Raw genomic sequence first — 16,117 nt, 5'->3', positions numbered from 1 at the left:
CAGCGGTGTCGCGGAGCTTCATGTTGAAATTGAGACAATTCCCCGAAAGGAAACCCGTTCAGGCGCGGTGATAGGGATGGCCGGAGAGGATCGTGACAGCCCGATAGAGCTGCTCGGCAATCAGGATACGAACGATCTGATGCGGCCATGTCAGCTTGCCGAGATTGAGAACGGCCGCCGCCCTGTCGTAAAGCGCGGGGTCAAGCCCATCTGCCCCGCCAATGGCGATCACAAGGTCACGTTTGCCGCTATCACGCAGATCGCCAAAAAATGAAGCAAAGGCGGGACTATCAAGTGCCTTTCCGCGCTCGTCCAACAGGACGAGGACAGCGCCATCGGCCAGATGTTTCTCCAGCATCGCGGCTTCTTCGCGTTTGCGGGTCTCGGCATTGGAAGCACGGCTTTCACCCACCTCGATCACCCGCGAAAACTCCAGCCCGATCGCCGGGCCGGTCTTTGCCAGACGCTCGATATAACGGGCCGCAAGATCCTTTTCAGGGCCGGATTTCAGCCGTCCCACCGCAAAAATTGAAATCCGCATCGCAAACCTGCATTCGTCGTGACCCAACAGGGTCCCGCTCTTAACAGCATAGCCTGCGGATTCCTATGCGGCCGGTCTGATTTCCGGCCAGAGGCACCGTTTCCGAAGTCAGATTGATCTTCGGCAGAAACGATGCACTCGCTCAAAGGCTCACCGCATCAATGCAGCGTCTCTTCCGGCATATCCGGCGTCGCCCACATTTTTTCAATGTTGTAGAAGGCGCGGATTTCCGGGCGGAACACATGAACGATGATGTCGCCGGTATCGATCAGCACCCAGTCTCCGGTCTCAAGACCTTCGACGCGGGCGTTTCCGAACCCTTCATCCTTCATGTCTTTCAGAAGATGCTCGCAAATCGCCGAGACATGCCTGTTCGATCGCCCGGAGACCACAACCATGTAGTCCGCAAGCGCCGATTTTCCGGCAATGTTGAGAGAGACGATATCTTCAGCCTTGGAGTCCTCGAGGCTCGCGAGGACGGTTTCGAGGGCATGGCCGGCGGCATCGGCGCCACTGTCCTGACCCTTCGGGATAGCAACAAATGCTTTTCCCTTGGCGTGTACTGTTGTCAGAGGTTTTCCTTTCCAAGAATGACAAAACAGGCACTGCGCGACGCGATTCTCTGCGTCACACAATGAAGGTGGCATCAAAGCATTAACTTTTCAAGATATGGGCACTTCAACATCAGCCGCATACATCATTTGTGATCGGAGCTGTCATTTACGGCCGTTGCGCAGCGCCGTGGAACTGAGCGTAGAACGCGGTCCGTGAATGAAAACCCAGGCGGGAGCGCGTTTTTTCCACAGAACCCCGGCATCGTCCTCATCTATCCGCGCCTGGCTGAAGGCCTGCGCCATGGTGGAGGAGAGGTAGGACAGGGTCGAACCCGGTCGATCGATCACCGCGATTGGAAAAGTCTCGGCTATGGTGCGCCATTTCTGCCAATGGTGAAAACTCTTCAGATTGTCGGCACCCATGACCCAGATGAAGCGGACGTGCGGATTTTTTGCCTTCACCTTCGCGAGTGTATTGGCCGTATAGCTCATCCCCAGCGTTTTCTCGAAAGCCGTCACCTTGATGCGTGGATCGTGGACCAGCTTTTCGCAGGCCGCGATGCGATCTTCCAGGGACGCCAGCTCCGAACGGCTTTTCAGCGGGTTGCCCGGCGTGACGATCCACCAGAGCTGATCGAGACCCAGCCTGCGCAGCGCAATCTCGGCCACAAGCGCATGGCCTGCATGGGGGGGATTGAAGGAGCCGCCGAAAAGCCCGACGACCATGCCGCGTTCGACATGCGGCATGGTGAGATAACGTCTGTCGAGGCGCTTATCAGCGGGCAAATATCAGGTCCGTGTCTGGCCGGTGCCATGCACCCGGTATTTGAACGAGGTGAGCTGCTCGACACCAACCGGGCCCCGCGCATGCATCTTGCCGGTGGCGATGCCGATTTCCGCACCCATGCCGAATTCGCCGCCATCGGCAAATTGCGTCGAGGCATTGTGCAGCAGAATGGCCGAATCGAGTTCGTTGAAGAACCGCTCAACCACGTCAGAGTCCTCGGCGATCACCGCCTCGGTATGGTTGGACGAATAGGTGCCGATATGCTCTATCGCACCGGAAATGCCCTCCACCACAGCAACCGAAATGATTGCGTCGAGATATTCGGTGCGCCAGTCCTCTTCCGTTGCCGGCACCAGACCCGCCACCACATCACGAACAGCTTGCGAACCGCGCACTTCGCAGCCAGCTTCGATCAAGGCTTTGACGAGCGGCTCGAGATGCGTGGAAACGGCAGCGGCATCCACCAGCAATGTCTCAGCCGCGCCGCAAATGCCGGTGCGTCTCATCTTGGCGTTAACGACGATACGTTTTGCCATGTCGAGATCGGCGGATTTGTCGACATAGATGTGGCAGATGCCTTCCAGATGCGCAAAGACCGGCACGCGGGCTTCCGACTGCACCCTAGCCACGAGGCTCTTGCCGCCGCGCGGCACGATGACATCAACAGTGCCGTTCAGGCCGCTGAGAAGTGCGCCGACGGCCGCACGGTCGGTCACCGGCACCAGCTGAATGGCATGCTCGGGAAGACCGGCAATCTTCAGCCCCTCCACGAGGCAGGCATGAATAGCACGCGATGAATGTTGCGAATCCGAGCCGCCGCGCAGGATGACGGCATTGCCCGCCTTGAGGCACAAAGCACCGGCGTCCGCCGTCACATTCGGGCGGCTTTCGTAGATCACGCCGATGACGCCAAGCGGCGTACGCACGCGCTCAATCTTCAGCCCGTTGGGGCGATCCCAGGCGGCAATGACTTCGGCGACCGGATCGGACAGCGCCGCAACCGAGCGAATACCTTCAGCAATGCCGGCGATGCGGGCATCGTTGAGCGTGAGCCTGTCAACGAAAGAAGCAGCAAGACCGGCGCTCTCGGCTGCGGTCAGATCCTTCCTGTTGGCGGCAAGGATCGCCTCCTTCGACGCCTCGATGGCGGAGGCCATGGCGAGCAGCGCACGGTTCTTCTGGTCCGTGCCGGCGATGGACAACGGTCGTGAAGCAGCTTTCGCCTGAGCGCCGATGGTGATCATCAGCGCATCGATGTCATGGCTCTGCTTCACGGCCTGTTCAGGCATGGACCTCATCCTTCTTTGCATGTTTAATTTTGACGGCGGCGCCGGTCATCACGAGATCGTCGCGATGGATCATGGCCGCGCGCCCGACATAACCGAGGATCGCCTCGATCTCGTTGGACTTGTGACCGATGATAAGGCGCGCCTCTTCCGCATCGTAGCCCGCAAGACCACGAGCGACTTCCCGGCCTTCCGCACCGATAATGGCGATTGCATCCCCACGGCCGAAATTGCCCTTCACCAGTCTCACACCCGCGGGAAGCAGGCTTTTTCCGGCATAGAGCGCCTTTTCCGCGCCGGCATCCACATGGATTTCACCGGCCGGCTGCAATTGCCCGGCAATCCAGGTCTTGCGTGCCGTCACCGGCGTGCCTGATGGTGCAAACCACGAGGAGCGCGCGCCGTTTTCGATGGCCTTCAGCGGATTGAACGTTTTGCCTGACGCAATGATCATGCCGCAACCGGCAGCGGTTGCAATCTTGCCCGCATCGATCTTGGTGCGCATGCCACCGCGCGACAACTCGGAGGCCGCACCACCTGCCATGGCTTCTATCTCGGGGGTGATATCAGCGATCGTCTCAAGGAATTTCGCGTCCGGATCGAGATGCGGCGGAGCCGTATAAAGTCCGTCAATATCCGAAAGCAGCACCAGAAGATCGGCACCCGTCATGGTCGCCACACGCGCTGCCAGACGGTCATTGTCGCCATAACGGATTTCGGTGGTCGCAACCGTATCGTTTTCATTGATGATCGGGATAGCGCCGATCTTCAGCAACTGGTTGATGGTGGCGCGCGCATTGAGATAACGGCGACGCTCCTCGGTATCGGACAGCGTCAGCAGAATCTGGCCTGCAACGATTTCATGCCGCGACAGGCTTTCCGACCACGCCCGCGCCAGCGCGATCTGACCAACCGCCGCCGCCGCCTGGCTTTCCTCCAGCTTCAATGCACCAGAAGGCAGGCCAAGCACGGTACGCCCAAGCGCGATGGCGCCCGAAGACACGACCTGGACATCCGCGCCGTTTTTCTTCAGCGCAGCGATATCTTCGCAGATGGCATCCAGCCAGTCTTTCTTCAGACCGGTCTTTCGGTCCACCAGAAGCGCCGACCCGATCTTGATCACGATCCGATGGTGGCTCGCCAGCGGCTTGCGCGTCAGGCTCATAGGCGGTCGTCCTCTTCTTCGGCCTCGCTATCCTCATGCGGCATGGACCTGTCGGGCAGGGCAGTCTCCCCGCCCTCGCTTGCCGAAACGATGATGTCGCGAAGGGCGCGCAGCGCTTCCGTCATGCCGATATGCGCGGCGGCAGACAGAAGAAGCGGCGGACGGCCGCAGGCCTTTTCCAGTTCCTTCGCCTTCTTTTTCAGTTCTTTTTCATCGAGCACGTCGATCTGTGACAGCGCCACGATTTCCGGCTTGTCGGTCAGCCCGCCACCATAGGCGTCCAGCTCGGCCTTGACAGTCTTATAGGCCTTGCCGACCTTTTCTTCCTGTGCGGAAACCAGATGCAGAAGCACGCGAGTGCGCTCCACATGGCCGAGGAAGCGGTCACCAATGCCCACGCCCTCATGCGCGCCTTCGATGAGGCCGGGAATATCGGCCAGCACGAATTCGCGGCCGTCGATGGTCGCCACGCCGAGGTTCGGATGGAGGGTGGTAAAGGGATAATTGGCGATCTTCGGCCGCGCGCGGGTCACGGTCGCGAGGAATGTGGATTTACCCGCATTCGGCAATCCAACAAGACCGGCATCGGCGATCAGCTTCAGGCGAAGCCAGACCGTCTTTTCTTCGCCTGCAAGACCCGGATTGGCATGGGTGGGCGCCTGATTGGTCGAAGACTTGAAATAGGCATTGCCGAAACCGCCATTACCGCCGGCGGCAAGACGAAAGCGCTGGCCTTCCTTGGTGAGGTCGATGATCAGCGTCTCATTGTCTTCCTCAAATATCTGGGTACCAACAGGCACCTTCAGCACCACATCCGCGCCCTTGGCGCCGTTGCGGGTCTTGCCCATGCCGTGCTGCCCGATCGAGGCCTTGAAATGCTGCTGAAAACGGAAGTCGATCAGCGTGTTGAGACCGTTGACGACCTCAATCCAGACATCGCCGCCACGTCCGCCATCACCACCGTCAGGACCACCAAATTCGATGAATTTTTCGCGCCGGAAAGATACCGCGCCTGCGCCGCCATCACCGGACTTGATATAGACTTTTGCTTCATCGAGAAATTTCATCGGACTGCCGTTCTATCGGTTTGCGGGCGCGGCCGCCAATCGCGTTGCGCCAAACAAAAATATCGTCGTTTCGAATACAAGCGCTTCTTCACAAGGTCAAAGACTATCGTGCGGGAAGCCCCTGTGCGAGACAAGGCCGGTTTGGTGCAAACCGGCCTTGTTTTGATTGTCAGCGATGCGGCCGGACAAAATCCTCAGCCGTGATCATCGTGTCGATATGCGCCACCATGGCGGCGCGCGCCGTGGCGTAGATCTGGTGGCAGCCGGTCACCCGGAAGCCGAGTTTTTCCTGCACCCGCAGCGAAGCGGGATTATCCGCAAACACGCCGGAATGAAGGGTCACGCCCGGCATGCGGCGGAAGAACCGCTCAACCACGCCGGCCACCGCCTCGGTCATGTAACCCTTGCCCCAGTAGAAGCGGTTGAGCCAGTAGCCGAGATGCCACTCGCCGTGCCGCAATTCCACCGAAACGACGCCGATGAGGGTATCGTCGCCACTGGTAATGGCGAAATCCCAGTCGGGCAGGGTGCCTGAGGTGCGCAGGACCAACCATTCCAGCGCATCCTGCTTGTGATAGGGTGCCGGAACACGAGCGAGCATCCTCGTCACAGCAAAATCGCCAAGCGATTCCGCAATGCTGCCGGCATCGGAAAGCCGCTGCGGGCGCAGCACCAGACGCCGCGTCTCGATGACAGGGCAGGGGCCGGGCGGAGCCACAGTGGCAGCAGCCCGGCGACGGGTAAGCTCTAGCGCACTCATCCCATGTCCCCCCAGCTCTTCAGCGAAACCCAGGTCTTGCGGTCCAGCCGGTACCATTCGACCGGCACCATGCCGCCGAGCGCCAGCGAACCGACCATGCCGGAACCCTGAAACTGGAAACCGCACTTCTGGATGACGCGGCGCGAAGCGATGTTGGTAACCCGGCAGCGGGCATCGATCTGGTCGATTTCACGCGTGCGGAAGGCCATGTCGATCAGCGCATGCGCGGCTTCCGTCATGTAGCCCCGGTTCCAGTAGGGTTCCCCCAGCCAGTAACCGATCTCAAGCGTCTTTTCGTCTTCCTGGGGTTCGAGCGCGCAGCAGCCCAGAAACTCGCCATTGTCCATGCGGGTAATCGCATAGACGCACTTGCCAATCTCGCCAGCTTTGGAGCGTCGCACAAAATCCGCGGCGTCTTTGGCCGTGTAAGGGTGCGGCATACGCGACACCATGGTCGCGATATTGGCATTGTTGGCAAGATGGGCAAGGGCGTCGATGTCTTCTTCGTGAGGCTTGCGTAAAACCAGCCTCTGCGACAGTAAAACGGGGCAATCGCTCCTTGACCGATCGGGCCTCGGCCGCTCTTCGGGTGACCGTGATTGGTCAACCCTCAACAATTCAGCTTGCATGGTTCAGTCCCTCCATGAGGTTAAAGAAAAAGGGGAGTTGGGTGGTGCCCCATCTCCCCTGTTTTCTTGACTGAACCTGATACGTCTCAGCCGGGTCGATGGGACACCGGCTGCATATGACGCTTACCGGCTTATTCTGCGGCTTCCGCTTTCGGAGCCACGGATACGAATACGCGGCCGTTGGCCTTCGTACGGAAGTTCACGTTACCTGCGGTCAGTGCGAAAATCGTGTGGTCCTTGCCGATGCCAACATTGGCGCCCGGATGCCACTGCGTGCCACGCTGACGCAGAATAATGTTGCCTGGAATGACAGCTTCGCCGCCGAACTTCTTTACGCCAAGGCGCTTGGATTCGGAATCGCGACCGTTACGCGAGGAACCGCCAGCTTTTTTGTGTGCCATTGGAGTTCTCCTTTAAACCTTGTTTCCCGTGTCGCGCCGATCAGGCAGCAACGATGTCCGTGATGCGGACGACAGTGTGATGCTGACGATGGCCGCGCGAACGCTTGGAGTTCTGACGACGACGCTTCTTGAAGGCGATGACCTTCTTGCCGCGATTGTGCTCGACAACTTCAGCCTTGACGATGGCGCCCTTGACAAAGGGAGCACCGAACTTGGCGTCGGCGCCTTCGCCAACAACGAGAACTTCGGTGAATTCTACAGTTGCGCCTGCCTCTGCTTCCAGCTTTTCGATGGTCAGCACGGCGTCGGCCGCTACGCGGTACTGCTTACCGCCGGTCTTGATGACTGCGAACATTTTTTATCCTTTCATGTTCGTTCCGGCTCTGCTCGCAAATGCAAGCTGGCCGTCTTTTTATCAGTCGGAATTTGGTAGAAACCCTTGGGAACAGAATGCCCCTTTGAATGTCTGCCGGTGAAGCCGCCTTTTAAGGGGCGGAATAAACGGAAGGCGCATTACGCCATCAATTTGGGTGCCGATTACGCGAGACGCCAGTTTATGTCAAGATGACGACGGCCCGAAAAGTAACTGTAACGCCAAGAATTTCATGCTTTTTCGGCGGGTGAAGCAGTCAGGTCTCGAAATTTGCCCAGCAAGTGTTTATATGGGCCTTCCAACAAGGAGCAGAAATGGCCCGCATAGACCAGACCGACGATTGGCGGGACCGCCATGCGCCGACAATTTCCGCCTTCGAGTCGCTTGCGATCGAGGCATATGGCCACCTGCCGGAAGAATTTCGCGCATTAACGAAGGATCTCATCATCGAGATCGCCGATTTTCCGACCGATGACGTGTTCGAGGACATGGCTCTCGAAACGCCTTTCGACCTTCTCGGATTATTCGAAGGACGCGGCATCTCCGAACGTTTCACCATGGAAACGGGCGAGATGGTGAACCGCATCACGCTTTATCGCCGCCCCATTCTCGACTACTGGGCCGAAAATGAGGAGACGCTGGGCGATATCATCACCCATGTCCTGATCCATGAAATCGGCCATCATTTCGGCCTGTCGGATGACGACATGGAACGGATCGAAGAAAGCGCAGACGAGGCCGCCGCCGAACGTTAAAAGACCGGCACCGAAAAACTATGGTGCCGACCCTCAAGCCACTAGTGGTCGCGTCTCATTGAAAGTGCAACCGTCTCGCTACCCACAAGACGTTTGCGCTTAATCACTTCATTAACCCGCCCCGGGTTTACGCCGTAAGAAGCTGCAATGTGGTGCTGAAACTCACCACCCCAGTACCGTAACCAAATTTCTACCGCGTCTTTTTCGGTCAATTTATAAGACTGTTGATGCATGTGATTGTCCTGTTAGGTTTTCAACCTTGGACAAACTTGACAGAAGAGTCTGTGAGCGTATTTTGCTCCGTGTATATGCTGATCCGCAAGCTTTCCAAGATATTGTGGTTTCGACACGGAGCCGAGGTTGCACCCTCGGCTTTGTCGTGCCAGCTCAGAGACCGCCCCCGAGCTCGTAAATATATGTTGGGACTCGATATTTTGAGTCAAGCTTAGGGCGATAGGCCGTATCTGTTCACTTTATGTACAACGGCAATTTCATCTCAAGACACGATGAGATTTGCAAATTTTATATTTTAAAAACATACACTTAATGTATTTTCGCGCATTTCGAACAAGGGCTGTGAATAATACGCCCTAATATTCGTTTTGTTTCAGTAACAAACAAGAAAATCGAGAGAATCAGATCGACGGACCCGAATCACTCGATTTTCTACTTCAGATCACTGCTCGCCGAGCTTGATGTCCGGGTGGTATTCCTTGCCCTCGACCACCTTGGTCACGGCCTGGCCGCAATGCATGACGCCGCTTGCGGCGTTGAAGGCATAGCTCGGCGAACCCGCGAGTTCCCAGCCCTTGTTCAGCGCCTCGGTCACCCGGTGACAGAATTTCGCGTCGTCGGGACCGGTTATGAAACGATAGACCTTCACGTCCTGTTTGCCTTTCTTTGTGCGATGATATCGGCCATGTCGACCAGCCTTTCGGCCTCAACCACATGCAGCCGCTCGATCATGCGACCGTTCATGTTGATGACGTTCAATTCCACAGATTCCGGTTTTGCGAAAGCGGCAATGATCTCGCGCGCTTCCGCGACCGCCGCCTCGTCCGGCGCGAAGCGCCCGTTGGCCGGCTCGATCTGGGCCGGGTGGATCAACATCTTGCCATCGAACCCCATGGCGCGACCCTGCTCACATTCGGCTTCGAAAGCGGCGATATCGCGAAAGTCGTTCGAGACGCTGTCGATGACGTCGAGCCCGTAGGCGCGGGCGGCAAGCACCACCTGCATCATCCACGGTACGAGATAGGTGCGTCCTGGGAGGGCCGGAACCCGCGTTTCCTTGCGCAGGTCGTTGAGCCCAATGACAAAAGCCGCAAGCCGCGCATCCGGCGTATGGGCCGCGTCAGCAATCGAGGCGGCATTCAGCACACCAAGCGGCGTTTCGATCATCGCCCAGATTTTCAGGCGCTCCGGCGCATCCGCCTCAGCCAGACGATCGGCCACTTCATTGATATCGGCCGGCTGTTCCACCTTCGGCAAAAGAACCGCATCCGGCCGGCAGGAAAGCACGAGTTGCAAATCCGCCTTTCCATCCGGCGTCGAAAGCGGATTGATACGAATGACGATTTCCCGCCCGCGGAAAGACTGCGCCGAAAACAGTTTTTCCAGATTGTCCCGCGCCTTGCCCTTCATATCGGGTGCGACGGAATCCTCCAGATCGAGAATCACCCCGTCACAATCGAGATCGCGGATTTTTTCCAGCGCCCGGACATTAATGGCCGGAACTGACAGCAGCGAACGGCGCGGTCTCACAAGAATATTTTCGGAAAAATCGACCATGCCGCACTTGTGTCAAGCTTTTGTGACATCTGCAAGCTGACAATCCACTGAATCCTCTTGCAAGCCGGAAGAAGAAGGCCCACATTCGTCTGGATAGAAAGGTTTGGATCATGCAAGGCATACGTTCGTTTTTCATCGCCGCATCCGGCATTGCAGTTCTGGCGATAGTCGCCCTTTTCACCGCGTCGCTTACGGTCGCTTTTGTCGGCGTGCTCGCGGTTCTCAGCGCTGCCCGCCTGCTTTCTGCGCGTTTGAAGCCGGCCCCTATTCCGGTCAAGCCCCGTAACCAGCGTGATATGCGCGTCTGGAACGACGGTAAGGGCACGATTATCGATCTCTGAGATCGTCTCAAATCGGCAAAAATGCCAGCGCGCCACACACGGCGTACCGAAGAACGTGGGTTTGCGCTTCTAAAGCGCTTAATTTTGCGGTATTTCCCGGCTGAAAATATCCGGCAGGCCTGTCGGCGCCGGATTATGTTCAAGGGAAACACGGGAAGCGACAGATGGAAAAATTCACCAAGCTGACGGGCGTTGCCGCGCCCATGCCGGTGGTCAATATCGACACCGATATGATCATTCCGAAAGACTATCTGAAGACCATCAAGCGCACCGGCCTTGGCAAGGGCCTTTTTGCCGAGTCGCGTTATCTTGAGGATGGCTCGCCCAATCCGGATTTCGTGCTGAACAAACCCGCTTATCAGAACGCCCAGATCCTTGTCGCCGGCGACAATTTCGGTTGCGGCTCCTCACGCGAACATGCGCCATGGGCGCTTCTCGATTTCGGCATCCGCTGCGTGATCTCCACCAGCTTCGCCGACATCTTCTACAATAACTGTTTCAAGAACGGCATTCTGCCTGTCGTCGTCAGCCCCGAGAACCTCGAAAAGCTGCTGGACGATGCGTCGCGCGGATCGAACGCCGTTCTGTCGATTGATCTGGAACGCCAGGAAATCAGCGGCCCCGATGGCGGCACGATTACCTTCGAGATCGATGAGTTCAAGCGTCACTGCATGCTGAACGGGCTTGATGATATCGGCCTGACGCTCGAACATTCCAGCGCCATCGACACGTTCGAAAAGGCGAACGCCTCGGTCCGCCCCTGGGCCTGACAACATTTCCGCTCGTCAAAAAAGCCGATCCCGTACCAAACCGTACCGGATCGGCTTTTGCTTTGCTTGAAAAGCCGTTGAGGCAGAGATAAGAAGCCCACGATCCCGTCCGGCTGCGATAAGACTTTGCATCTGCAGGACGGAAACGAGTTTGACGCCGCGCTCGCCGCAACCGAAAACCCTTCGTGATGTTTTCCGGCGCGCCGCCCAAGGAGGGTTCTCATGACAGTCCGTTCGCTTTTCCTGCTGCCCGGTGACGGTATCGGCCCCGAAGCCATGGCCGAGGTCCGCAAGCTGATCGATTATATGAACAGCGCGCACAATGCCGGCTTCACTGTCTCGGAAGGCCTCGTCGGCGGCTCTGCCTACGACGCCCATGGCGTGGCTATTTCCGATGCGGATATGGAAAAGGCGCTTGCCGCCGATGCGATCCTGTTCGGCGCCGTTGGCGGCCCGAAATGGGATGGCGTGCCCTACGAGCACCGCCCGGAAGCCGGCCTGCTGCGCCTGCGCAAGGATCTCGAACTTTTCGCCAATCTGCGCCCCGCCATCTGCTATCCGGCGCTCGCTGCCGCTTCCTCGCTGAAGCCGGAGCTGGTCGAGGGTCTCGATATCCTCATCGTCCGTGAACTGACGGGCGGCGTTTATTTCGGCGAACCGAAGCAGATCATCGATCTCGGCAACGGCCAGAAGCGCGGCATCGACACGCAGATCTACGATACGTTCGAAATCGAGCGCATCGCCAGCGTTGCTTTCGAACTGGCCCGCACCCGTGACAACCGCGTCTGCTCGATGGAAAAGCGCAACGTCATGAAATCAGGCGTTTTGTGGAACCAGGTGGTCACCGAAACCCATTCCGCCAAGTTTAGGGATGTTCAGCTGGAACATATGCTGGCCGATGCCGGCGGCATGCAGCTGGTGCGCAAGCCCAAGCAGTTCGACGTGATCGTCACCGACAATCTCTTCGGCGACATGCTCTCCGACGTCGCCGCCATGCTCACCGGCTCGCTCGGTATGCTGCCGTCCGCCTCTCTCGGCGCACCTGACGCCAAGACCGGCAAGCGCAAGGCCATGTATGAGCCGGTCCACGGTTCGGCCCCTGACATTGCCGGCAAGGGCATCGCCAACCCCATCGCCATGATCGCGTCCTTTGCCATGTGCCTTCGCTACTCGTTCAACATGGTGGATGAGGCGACAAAGCTCGAAACCGCAATCGCAAACGTGCTCGACAAGGGCATCCGCACCGCCGACATCATGGCCGAGGGCAGCCGCCAGGTCGGCACCTCCGAAATGGGCGACGCGGTTCTCGCCGAATTCAAGGCGCTTTCGGCGTAACGCTTGATGAAACCGGCTGGGCAGGCGGCACGTTCGCCTGTCCATCTTCTTTCGGCAGAAGATGCTCATATCTTTTGTCAGTCAGCGTCTTCAGAAATGCGACAATGGCGTCCACACGCTTGTCGTCCAGCGCCGGTGCGGATGTCAGTTCCGTCATGGCGATATTTTCAGGCACTTCCGGCGCATCCCACGTCTTGCCGGTTTCCGGGTTGATCTGGCGGCTGGGCTTCTTGCTTTTATATTTCACATAAAACAGCACCACCGTACGCAAATCCCTAAATACGCCGTTGTGCATGTAAGGACCGGTGACGGCGACATTGCGCAGCGTCGGCACCTTGAATTTGCCGCGCTGGGCGGCATCGCCGGCAACTTCAGGATTTTGCGCCAGCCCCAGATCGACCGCGCCCGGCTTGGAGCCGTTCACGGCCCGAACCGATGTATTGGCGGGAACGCCGATGTTGAAATATTTGTGGTTGGTGAAGAGGCCGTCTTCCAGGCCCTTGGCGCCGCGGATTTCGTGGCAGGTATTGCAATTGGTAAATTGCGTCGAGGAGATCAGGACCCGACCCAGCTCTTCCTGATCGGTCAGCTTCTCCTCGCCGCGCAGGAAACGGTCATATTTGGAATCGAAGGTGGAAAATTCATCGGAGCGCTCGAAGCTCGCCAGCGCCTTCGTCATCGCGGCATAGGCAGTGTCGTCGCTCTCAAAAACATCCTTGCCGAACTTCGTGCCGAAAGCCGCGACATAATCCGGGTTTTCCCGGAGCCGTTTGACGACCGAGGTCTTGTCCGGCATGCCCATTTCGAGGGGATTAAGCGGCGGACCGCCCGCCTGATCTTCGAGCAGAGAGGCGCGGCCATCCCAGAATTGCCCGCCGACATACTCGCCCGCCGCATTCCTGCCGAAAGGCGGCGTGAAGCGGGCATAAGCTGCAGTCGGCGCATTGCGGTCGCCCAGCGAAATCCCATCGTCGCCGAGAGAGACGTCCCGCCCGACCTTTTCGCTCTCCCGCGCATCGGAAAACCCGGCAGCCTGCATATGGCAGGTGGAACAGGCCATGGTGCGGTTCATCGAAAGGTTGGGATCGTCGAACAGCGCTCCACCGAGCTTTTCCAGCGTTGCGTAATCTTCACCGTCGTGGGCGACCGTGCCGTCGGTTCCCAAAGGGGCCAGCAAAATGGTCGCAGCGAGAGCGGCAGAGACAAAAAATCCGGGTTTCATCATCGGTAGGCACGCTCGATATGAATGCGCGAGGGCAGGTTCGGACCAGGAAATATGAAGCGGCTTTCGGTCCGGCTGCGCTTCACCGAACATGGATCACGGCAGACAACTCCGCTCTTCCATGCCCTATAAAATGATCTATAGCACTTTCCCGTTATCCAAGCCTACAAACTTTCGCAGCTTGCTCCACTTTGCCGCAGGTCCCACGGACCAAAGCCGTTAACGGTCAACCGCCTCTGGCGATGGCATGGAAAAAGGTGCCTGAGACAAATCCTCTCCTGCCGCCCGATGGCCCCAGCGGACGACCCTGCCCGTCAGCAATCTGGGCGAAGGGCTCATCGCTGCCGGCATCAGTAACCCGCGCATAATGGAATTCATGGCCGCGCAGAACATCCCCCGCCGTGCCGAGCGGGCCGCTTGCCGCAATTGTTGCCTGCCGGTAGCCTAGATTCATCTTGCGCGTCGCAAAGCTGGTGGCATGCGACAGAAGCCCGGTCATTGCGTGGGTCACCCCATCCGCATCTTCCAACGCCTCGCCGAGCACCATGTAACCGCCGCACTCGCCGTGCACAGGCTTTGTCGCGGCAAAGCGGGCAATACCTGCCTTGAAACCAGCCGCATCCGCAAGCTTCCCGGCGAAAAGCTCGGGATATCCGCCGGGTAGCCAGCAGATATCACAGCTGTCGTCGGGCGCCTCATCCGCGAGCGGTGAGAACGGCACGATCTCGGCCCCGGCCGCCTGCCAATGCTTCCTAAGATGCGGGTAAAGGAAGGTGAACGCCGCATCCTCCGCCAGCGCGATACGCTGACCGGGCGGTGCGATTGCCGCATCCACCGAGCCTGAAGGCACGTCCACCGGCGCGGCGAGTGAAAGCAAGGCATCGAGATCGATGGATTTTTCCATCGCATCGGCCAGTCGTTCTATATGTGCATCGATCTCCGGATGTTCGCTGGCCTGCACCAGCCCCAGATGCCTTTCGGGCAGGATGAGCGAAGGATCACGCAGCACGCAGCCGGCAACGGGAAGGCCGATTTTTTCGATCGCTTCCGTGCACAGCGTCCGATGTCTTTCGCTGCCCGCCCGGTTCAACACAACCGCCGCCATGGTAACGGCCGGATCGTAGTGAGCAAAACCGTGGGCGACGGCAGCGGCCGTCTGCGACTGACCGGACACATCCAGCACGAGCAGCACGGGAATGCCGAACAGCCGCGCCAGATCCGCCGCCGAACCCGTGCGATTTTCCGCAACCGGAATGCCGTCGAACAGGCCCATGGCGCTTTCGATAAGAACGAGTTCCGCATCTTCCGTCTGTTGCGAAAAAAGATGTCGCAGCAAGTCTGGCCGCATGGCCCAGCTATCCAGATTAAGACCCGGTGTGCCGGTGGCGAAGGTGTGGAAACCGGGATCGATGTAATCCGGCCCTGTCTTGATGCCGCGCACCTTGATACCGCGCCGGGCAAAGGCCCGGAGCAGGCCGATGGTCACGCTGGTCTTGCCAGAACCCGAGCGTGGCGCGCCAATGATGATCGCCCGCGCCGTCATGAGCCGGAAACTCCAAGACGCGCCCGCATCGAAACAATCTCGCCGATAACGATCAAAGCCGGCGCTTCGAAATTTTCCCTGATTGCATCGTCAGCTATGCTTTCCAGCTTGCCGATGAAAATCCGCTCCAGCGCAGTCGTTGCCGACATGATGACGGCGACCGGCGTTTCGCCGGAACGGCCGCCCTGCATCAGAAGACCGGCGATCGTGCCAATATTCTTCAGCCCCATGTAAACGACGATGGGTTCCCGTGTTTTCGCCAGCGCCAGCCAGTCCAGATCCTCTTCCGTGCCCGCTGCGTGGCCCGTGGCGAGAGTCACGGCGCGGCTGATGCCGCGCATGGTGGCGGGAATGCGGGCTGAAGCAAGCGCTGTGAACGACGAGGTCATCCCAGGCAATATGCGAAACGGAATGCCGGCATGGACAAGCGCCTCCGCCTCTTCACCGCCACGCCCGAAAATAAAGGGATCGCCGCCCTTCAGCCGCAGCACCTTTTTGCCTTGGCCGGCGAAATCGATCAGCGAAGCGGTAATGTCATCCTGCGTTGCGGAAGGCTTGCCGCCCCTTTTACCGGCAAAAACAATCTCTGCCTGCGGACCCAAAGCGACGACATCGTCGCTCACCAAAGCATCGCGCACGATGACGTCGGCCTGAGACAGCGCGAGCGCCACTTCCAGCGTCAGATAACGCACATCGCCCGGCCCTGCGCCCGCGAGCCAGACGTGACCGGCCTGGAAGACCGGACCTTTTGCGGCAATGCTGTTCAAAATCTGCGGTATCGACATTCTTCTTGGCTG

Annotated in this window: 19 protein-coding genes; 4 read left to right on the top strand and 15 right to left on the bottom strand. The window is 58.7% G+C overall.

Translation table 11 applies throughout. From position 1 onward, the window contains the following. Nucleotides 1-58: 58 nt before the first annotated feature. From rlmH to rplU, 10 genes are all read right to left on the bottom strand, one after another. Nucleotides 59-541, bottom strand: a complete 483-nt coding sequence (rlmH, locus tag V6R85_RS13375; protein ID WP_003505246.1) for a 23S rRNA (pseudouridine(1915)-N(3))-methyltransferase RlmH — start codon at nucleotides 539-541, stop codon at nucleotides 59-61. Between the two features lie 158 nt (nucleotides 542-699). Continuing rightward, nucleotides 700-1,188: a ribosome silencing factor gene (gene rsfS, locus V6R85_RS13370; RefSeq protein WP_003505248.1), complete on the bottom strand. Its 489-nt coding sequence runs from the start codon at nucleotides 1,186-1,188 to the stop codon at nucleotides 700-702. A gap of 69 nt (nucleotides 1,189-1,257) precedes the next feature. Then, nucleotides 1,258-1,842, bottom strand: a complete 585-nt coding sequence (locus V6R85_RS13365) for a nicotinate-nucleotide adenylyltransferase (protein WP_050816429.1) — start codon at nucleotides 1,840-1,842, stop codon at nucleotides 1,258-1,260. Nucleotides 1,843-1,884: 42 nt separating this feature from the next. Next, nucleotides 1,885-3,171 carry a glutamate-5-semialdehyde dehydrogenase gene (locus tag V6R85_RS13360; RefSeq protein ID WP_035212838.1) on the bottom strand — a complete coding sequence of 429 codons (1,287 nt, stop codon included), beginning with the start codon at nucleotides 3,169-3,171 and terminating at the stop codon, nucleotides 1,885-1,887. Next, nucleotides 3,164-4,333, bottom strand: coding sequence for a glutamate 5-kinase (proB, locus tag V6R85_RS13355; RefSeq protein WP_060725331.1), 1,170 nt, complete (start codon nucleotides 4,331-4,333; stop codon nucleotides 3,164-3,166). The genes V6R85_RS13360 and proB overlap by 8 nt, the downstream gene beginning before the upstream one ends. Further along, nucleotides 4,330-5,400: a GTPase ObgE gene (gene obgE, locus V6R85_RS13350; protein ID WP_065695302.1), complete on the bottom strand. Its 1,071-nt coding sequence runs from the start codon at nucleotides 5,398-5,400 to the stop codon at nucleotides 4,330-4,332. The genes proB and obgE overlap by 4 nt, the downstream gene beginning before the upstream one ends. 169 nt (nucleotides 5,401-5,569) lie before the next feature. Beyond that, nucleotides 5,570-6,160 (bottom strand): GNAT family N-acetyltransferase, encoded by a 591-nt coding sequence (locus V6R85_RS13345; protein ID WP_060725329.1) that lies wholly within the window; start codon nucleotides 6,158-6,160, stop codon nucleotides 5,570-5,572. Continuing rightward, nucleotides 6,157-6,789 (bottom strand): GNAT family N-acetyltransferase, encoded by a 633-nt coding sequence (locus tag V6R85_RS13340; protein ID WP_003505256.1) that lies wholly within the window; start codon nucleotides 6,787-6,789, stop codon nucleotides 6,157-6,159. Before V6R85_RS13340 ends, V6R85_RS13345 begins: the two co-directional genes overlap by 4 nt. A gap of 131 nt (nucleotides 6,790-6,920) precedes the next feature. Continuing rightward, nucleotides 6,921-7,190, bottom strand: coding sequence for a 50S ribosomal protein L27 (gene rpmA / locus V6R85_RS13335; protein WP_003492686.1), 270 nt, complete (start codon nucleotides 7,188-7,190; stop codon nucleotides 6,921-6,923). Nucleotides 7,191-7,230: 40 nt separating this feature from the next. Then, nucleotides 7,231-7,545, bottom strand: coding sequence for a 50S ribosomal protein L21 (rplU, locus tag V6R85_RS13330; RefSeq protein ID WP_003492690.1), 315 nt, complete (start codon nucleotides 7,543-7,545; stop codon nucleotides 7,231-7,233). 332 nt (nucleotides 7,546-7,877) lie between these two features. Between rplU and V6R85_RS13325 the strand changes: the two genes are divergently transcribed. Beyond that, entirely contained in the window at nucleotides 7,878-8,318 is a 441-nt protein-coding gene (locus V6R85_RS13325) for a metallopeptidase family protein (RefSeq protein WP_080866490.1), read from the top strand. 676 nt (nucleotides 8,319-8,994) lie between these two features. Here the strand turns inward: V6R85_RS13325 and V6R85_RS13320 are convergent. Together V6R85_RS13320 and V6R85_RS13315 are read right to left on the bottom strand one after the other, a co-directional pair. Continuing rightward, nucleotides 8,995-9,201, bottom strand: a complete 207-nt coding sequence (locus V6R85_RS13320; RefSeq protein WP_080866492.1) for a DUF1737 domain-containing protein — start codon at nucleotides 9,199-9,201, stop codon at nucleotides 8,995-8,997. Next, nucleotides 9,198-10,109 carry an HpcH/HpaI aldolase/citrate lyase family protein gene (locus V6R85_RS13315; protein ID WP_162695547.1) on the bottom strand — a complete coding sequence of 304 codons (912 nt, stop codon included), beginning with the start codon at nucleotides 10,107-10,109 and terminating at the stop codon, nucleotides 9,198-9,200. The genes V6R85_RS13320 and V6R85_RS13315 overlap by 4 nt, the downstream gene beginning before the upstream one ends. A gap of 110 nt (nucleotides 10,110-10,219) precedes the next feature. Between V6R85_RS13315 and V6R85_RS13310 the strand changes: the two genes are divergently transcribed. The 3 genes from V6R85_RS13310 (at nucleotide 10,220) to leuB (ending at nucleotide 12,555) form a co-directional block, all read left to right on the top strand. Beyond that, nucleotides 10,220-10,450: a hypothetical protein gene (locus V6R85_RS13310; RefSeq protein ID WP_003505260.1), complete on the top strand. Its 231-nt coding sequence runs from the start codon at nucleotides 10,220-10,222 to the stop codon at nucleotides 10,448-10,450. 164 nt (nucleotides 10,451-10,614) lie between these two features. Next, a complete protein-coding gene (gene leuD / locus V6R85_RS13305) occupies nucleotides 10,615-11,220 on the top strand; it encodes a 3-isopropylmalate dehydratase small subunit (RefSeq protein WP_003505261.1) in 606 nt (201 codons plus the stop codon). 222 nt (nucleotides 11,221-11,442) lie between these two features. Further along, entirely contained in the window at nucleotides 11,443-12,555 is a 1,113-nt protein-coding gene (leuB, locus tag V6R85_RS13300) for a 3-isopropylmalate dehydrogenase (protein WP_020809681.1), read from the top strand. Here leuB and V6R85_RS13295 read toward each other — a convergent pair. From V6R85_RS13295 to cobA, 3 genes are all read right to left on the bottom strand, one after another. Then, complete coding sequence (locus V6R85_RS13295; RefSeq protein WP_111834643.1) at nucleotides 12,536-13,780, bottom strand: cytochrome-c peroxidase; 1,245 nt, start codon at nucleotides 13,778-13,780, stop codon at nucleotides 12,536-12,538. The two genes, leuB and V6R85_RS13295, sit on opposite strands and share 20 nt — an antisense overlap. A 223-nt stretch (nucleotides 13,781-14,003) precedes the next feature. Then, entirely contained in the window at nucleotides 14,004-15,320 is a 1,317-nt protein-coding gene (locus tag V6R85_RS13290; RefSeq protein ID WP_003505266.1) for a cobyrinate a,c-diamide synthase, read from the bottom strand. Beyond that, nucleotides 15,317-16,105: a uroporphyrinogen-III C-methyltransferase gene (gene cobA, locus V6R85_RS13285; RefSeq protein ID WP_020010742.1), complete on the bottom strand. Its 789-nt coding sequence runs from the start codon at nucleotides 16,103-16,105 to the stop codon at nucleotides 15,317-15,319. Before cobA ends, V6R85_RS13290 begins: the two co-directional genes overlap by 4 nt. Nucleotides 16,106-16,117: the final 12 nt, after the last annotated feature.

This window comes from Agrobacterium sp. CCNWLW32 (genome assembly GCF_037083425.1).
Taxonomy (GTDB): domain Bacteria; phylum Pseudomonadota; class Alphaproteobacteria; order Rhizobiales; family Rhizobiaceae; genus Agrobacterium; species Agrobacterium radiobacter.
Note: the sequence above shows the minus strand (reverse complement) of the source record. Positions and strands in the feature narration are given on the sequence as shown.

Bases quoted from the DNA above. Each gene is read 5' to 3' on its own strand.
- rlmH (WP_003505246.1), bottom strand. From the start codon at position 541: ATGCGGATTTCAATTTTTGCGGTGGGACGGCTGAAATCCGGCCCTGAA.
- rsfS (WP_003505248.1), bottom strand. From the start codon at position 1,188: ATGCCACCTTCATTGTGTGACGCAGAGAATCGCGTCGCGCAGTGCCTG.
- V6R85_RS13365 (WP_050816429.1), bottom strand. From the start codon at position 1,842: ATGCCGCATGTCGAACGCGGCATGGTCGTCGGGCTTTTCGGCGGCTCC.
- V6R85_RS13360 (WP_035212838.1), bottom strand. From the start codon at position 3,171: ATGCCTGAACAGGCCGTGAAGCAGAGCCATGACATCGATGCGCTGATG.
- proB (WP_060725331.1), bottom strand. From the start codon at position 4,333: ATGAGCCTGACGCGCAAGCCGCTGGCGAGCCACCATCGGATCGTGATC.
- obgE (WP_065695302.1), bottom strand. From the start codon at position 5,400: ATGAAATTTCTCGATGAAGCAAAAGTCTATATCAAGTCCGGTGATGGC.
- V6R85_RS13345 (WP_060725329.1), bottom strand. From the start codon at position 6,160: ATGAGTGCGCTAGAGCTTACCCGTCGCCGGGCTGCTGCCACTGTGGCT.
- V6R85_RS13340 (WP_003505256.1), bottom strand. From the start codon at position 6,789: ATGCAAGCTGAATTGTTGAGGGTTGACCAATCACGGTCACCCGAAGAG.
- rpmA (WP_003492686.1), bottom strand. From the start codon at position 7,190: ATGGCACACAAAAAAGCTGGCGGTTCCTCGCGTAACGGTCGCGATTCC.
- rplU (WP_003492690.1), bottom strand. From the start codon at position 7,545: ATGTTCGCAGTCATCAAGACCGGCGGTAAGCAGTACCGCGTAGCGGCC.
- V6R85_RS13325 (WP_080866490.1), top strand. From the start codon at position 7,878: ATGGCCCGCATAGACCAGACCGACGATTGGCGGGACCGCCATGCGCCG.
- V6R85_RS13315 (WP_162695547.1), bottom strand. From the start codon at position 10,109: ATGGTCGATTTTTCCGAAAATATTCTTGTGAGACCGCGCCGTTCGCTG.
- V6R85_RS13310 (WP_003505260.1), top strand. From the start codon at position 10,220: ATGCAAGGCATACGTTCGTTTTTCATCGCCGCATCCGGCATTGCAGTT.
- leuD (WP_003505261.1), top strand. From the start codon at position 10,615: ATGGAAAAATTCACCAAGCTGACGGGCGTTGCCGCGCCCATGCCGGTG.
- leuB (WP_020809681.1), top strand. From the start codon at position 11,443: ATGACAGTCCGTTCGCTTTTCCTGCTGCCCGGTGACGGTATCGGCCCC.
- V6R85_RS13295 (WP_111834643.1), bottom strand. From the start codon at position 13,780: ATGATGAAACCCGGATTTTTTGTCTCTGCCGCTCTCGCTGCGACCATT.
- V6R85_RS13290 (WP_003505266.1), bottom strand. From the start codon at position 15,320: ATGACGGCGCGGGCGATCATCATTGGCGCGCCACGCTCGGGTTCTGGC.
- cobA (WP_020010742.1), bottom strand. From the start codon at position 16,105: ATGTCGATACCGCAGATTTTGAACAGCATTGCCGCAAAAGGTCCGGTC.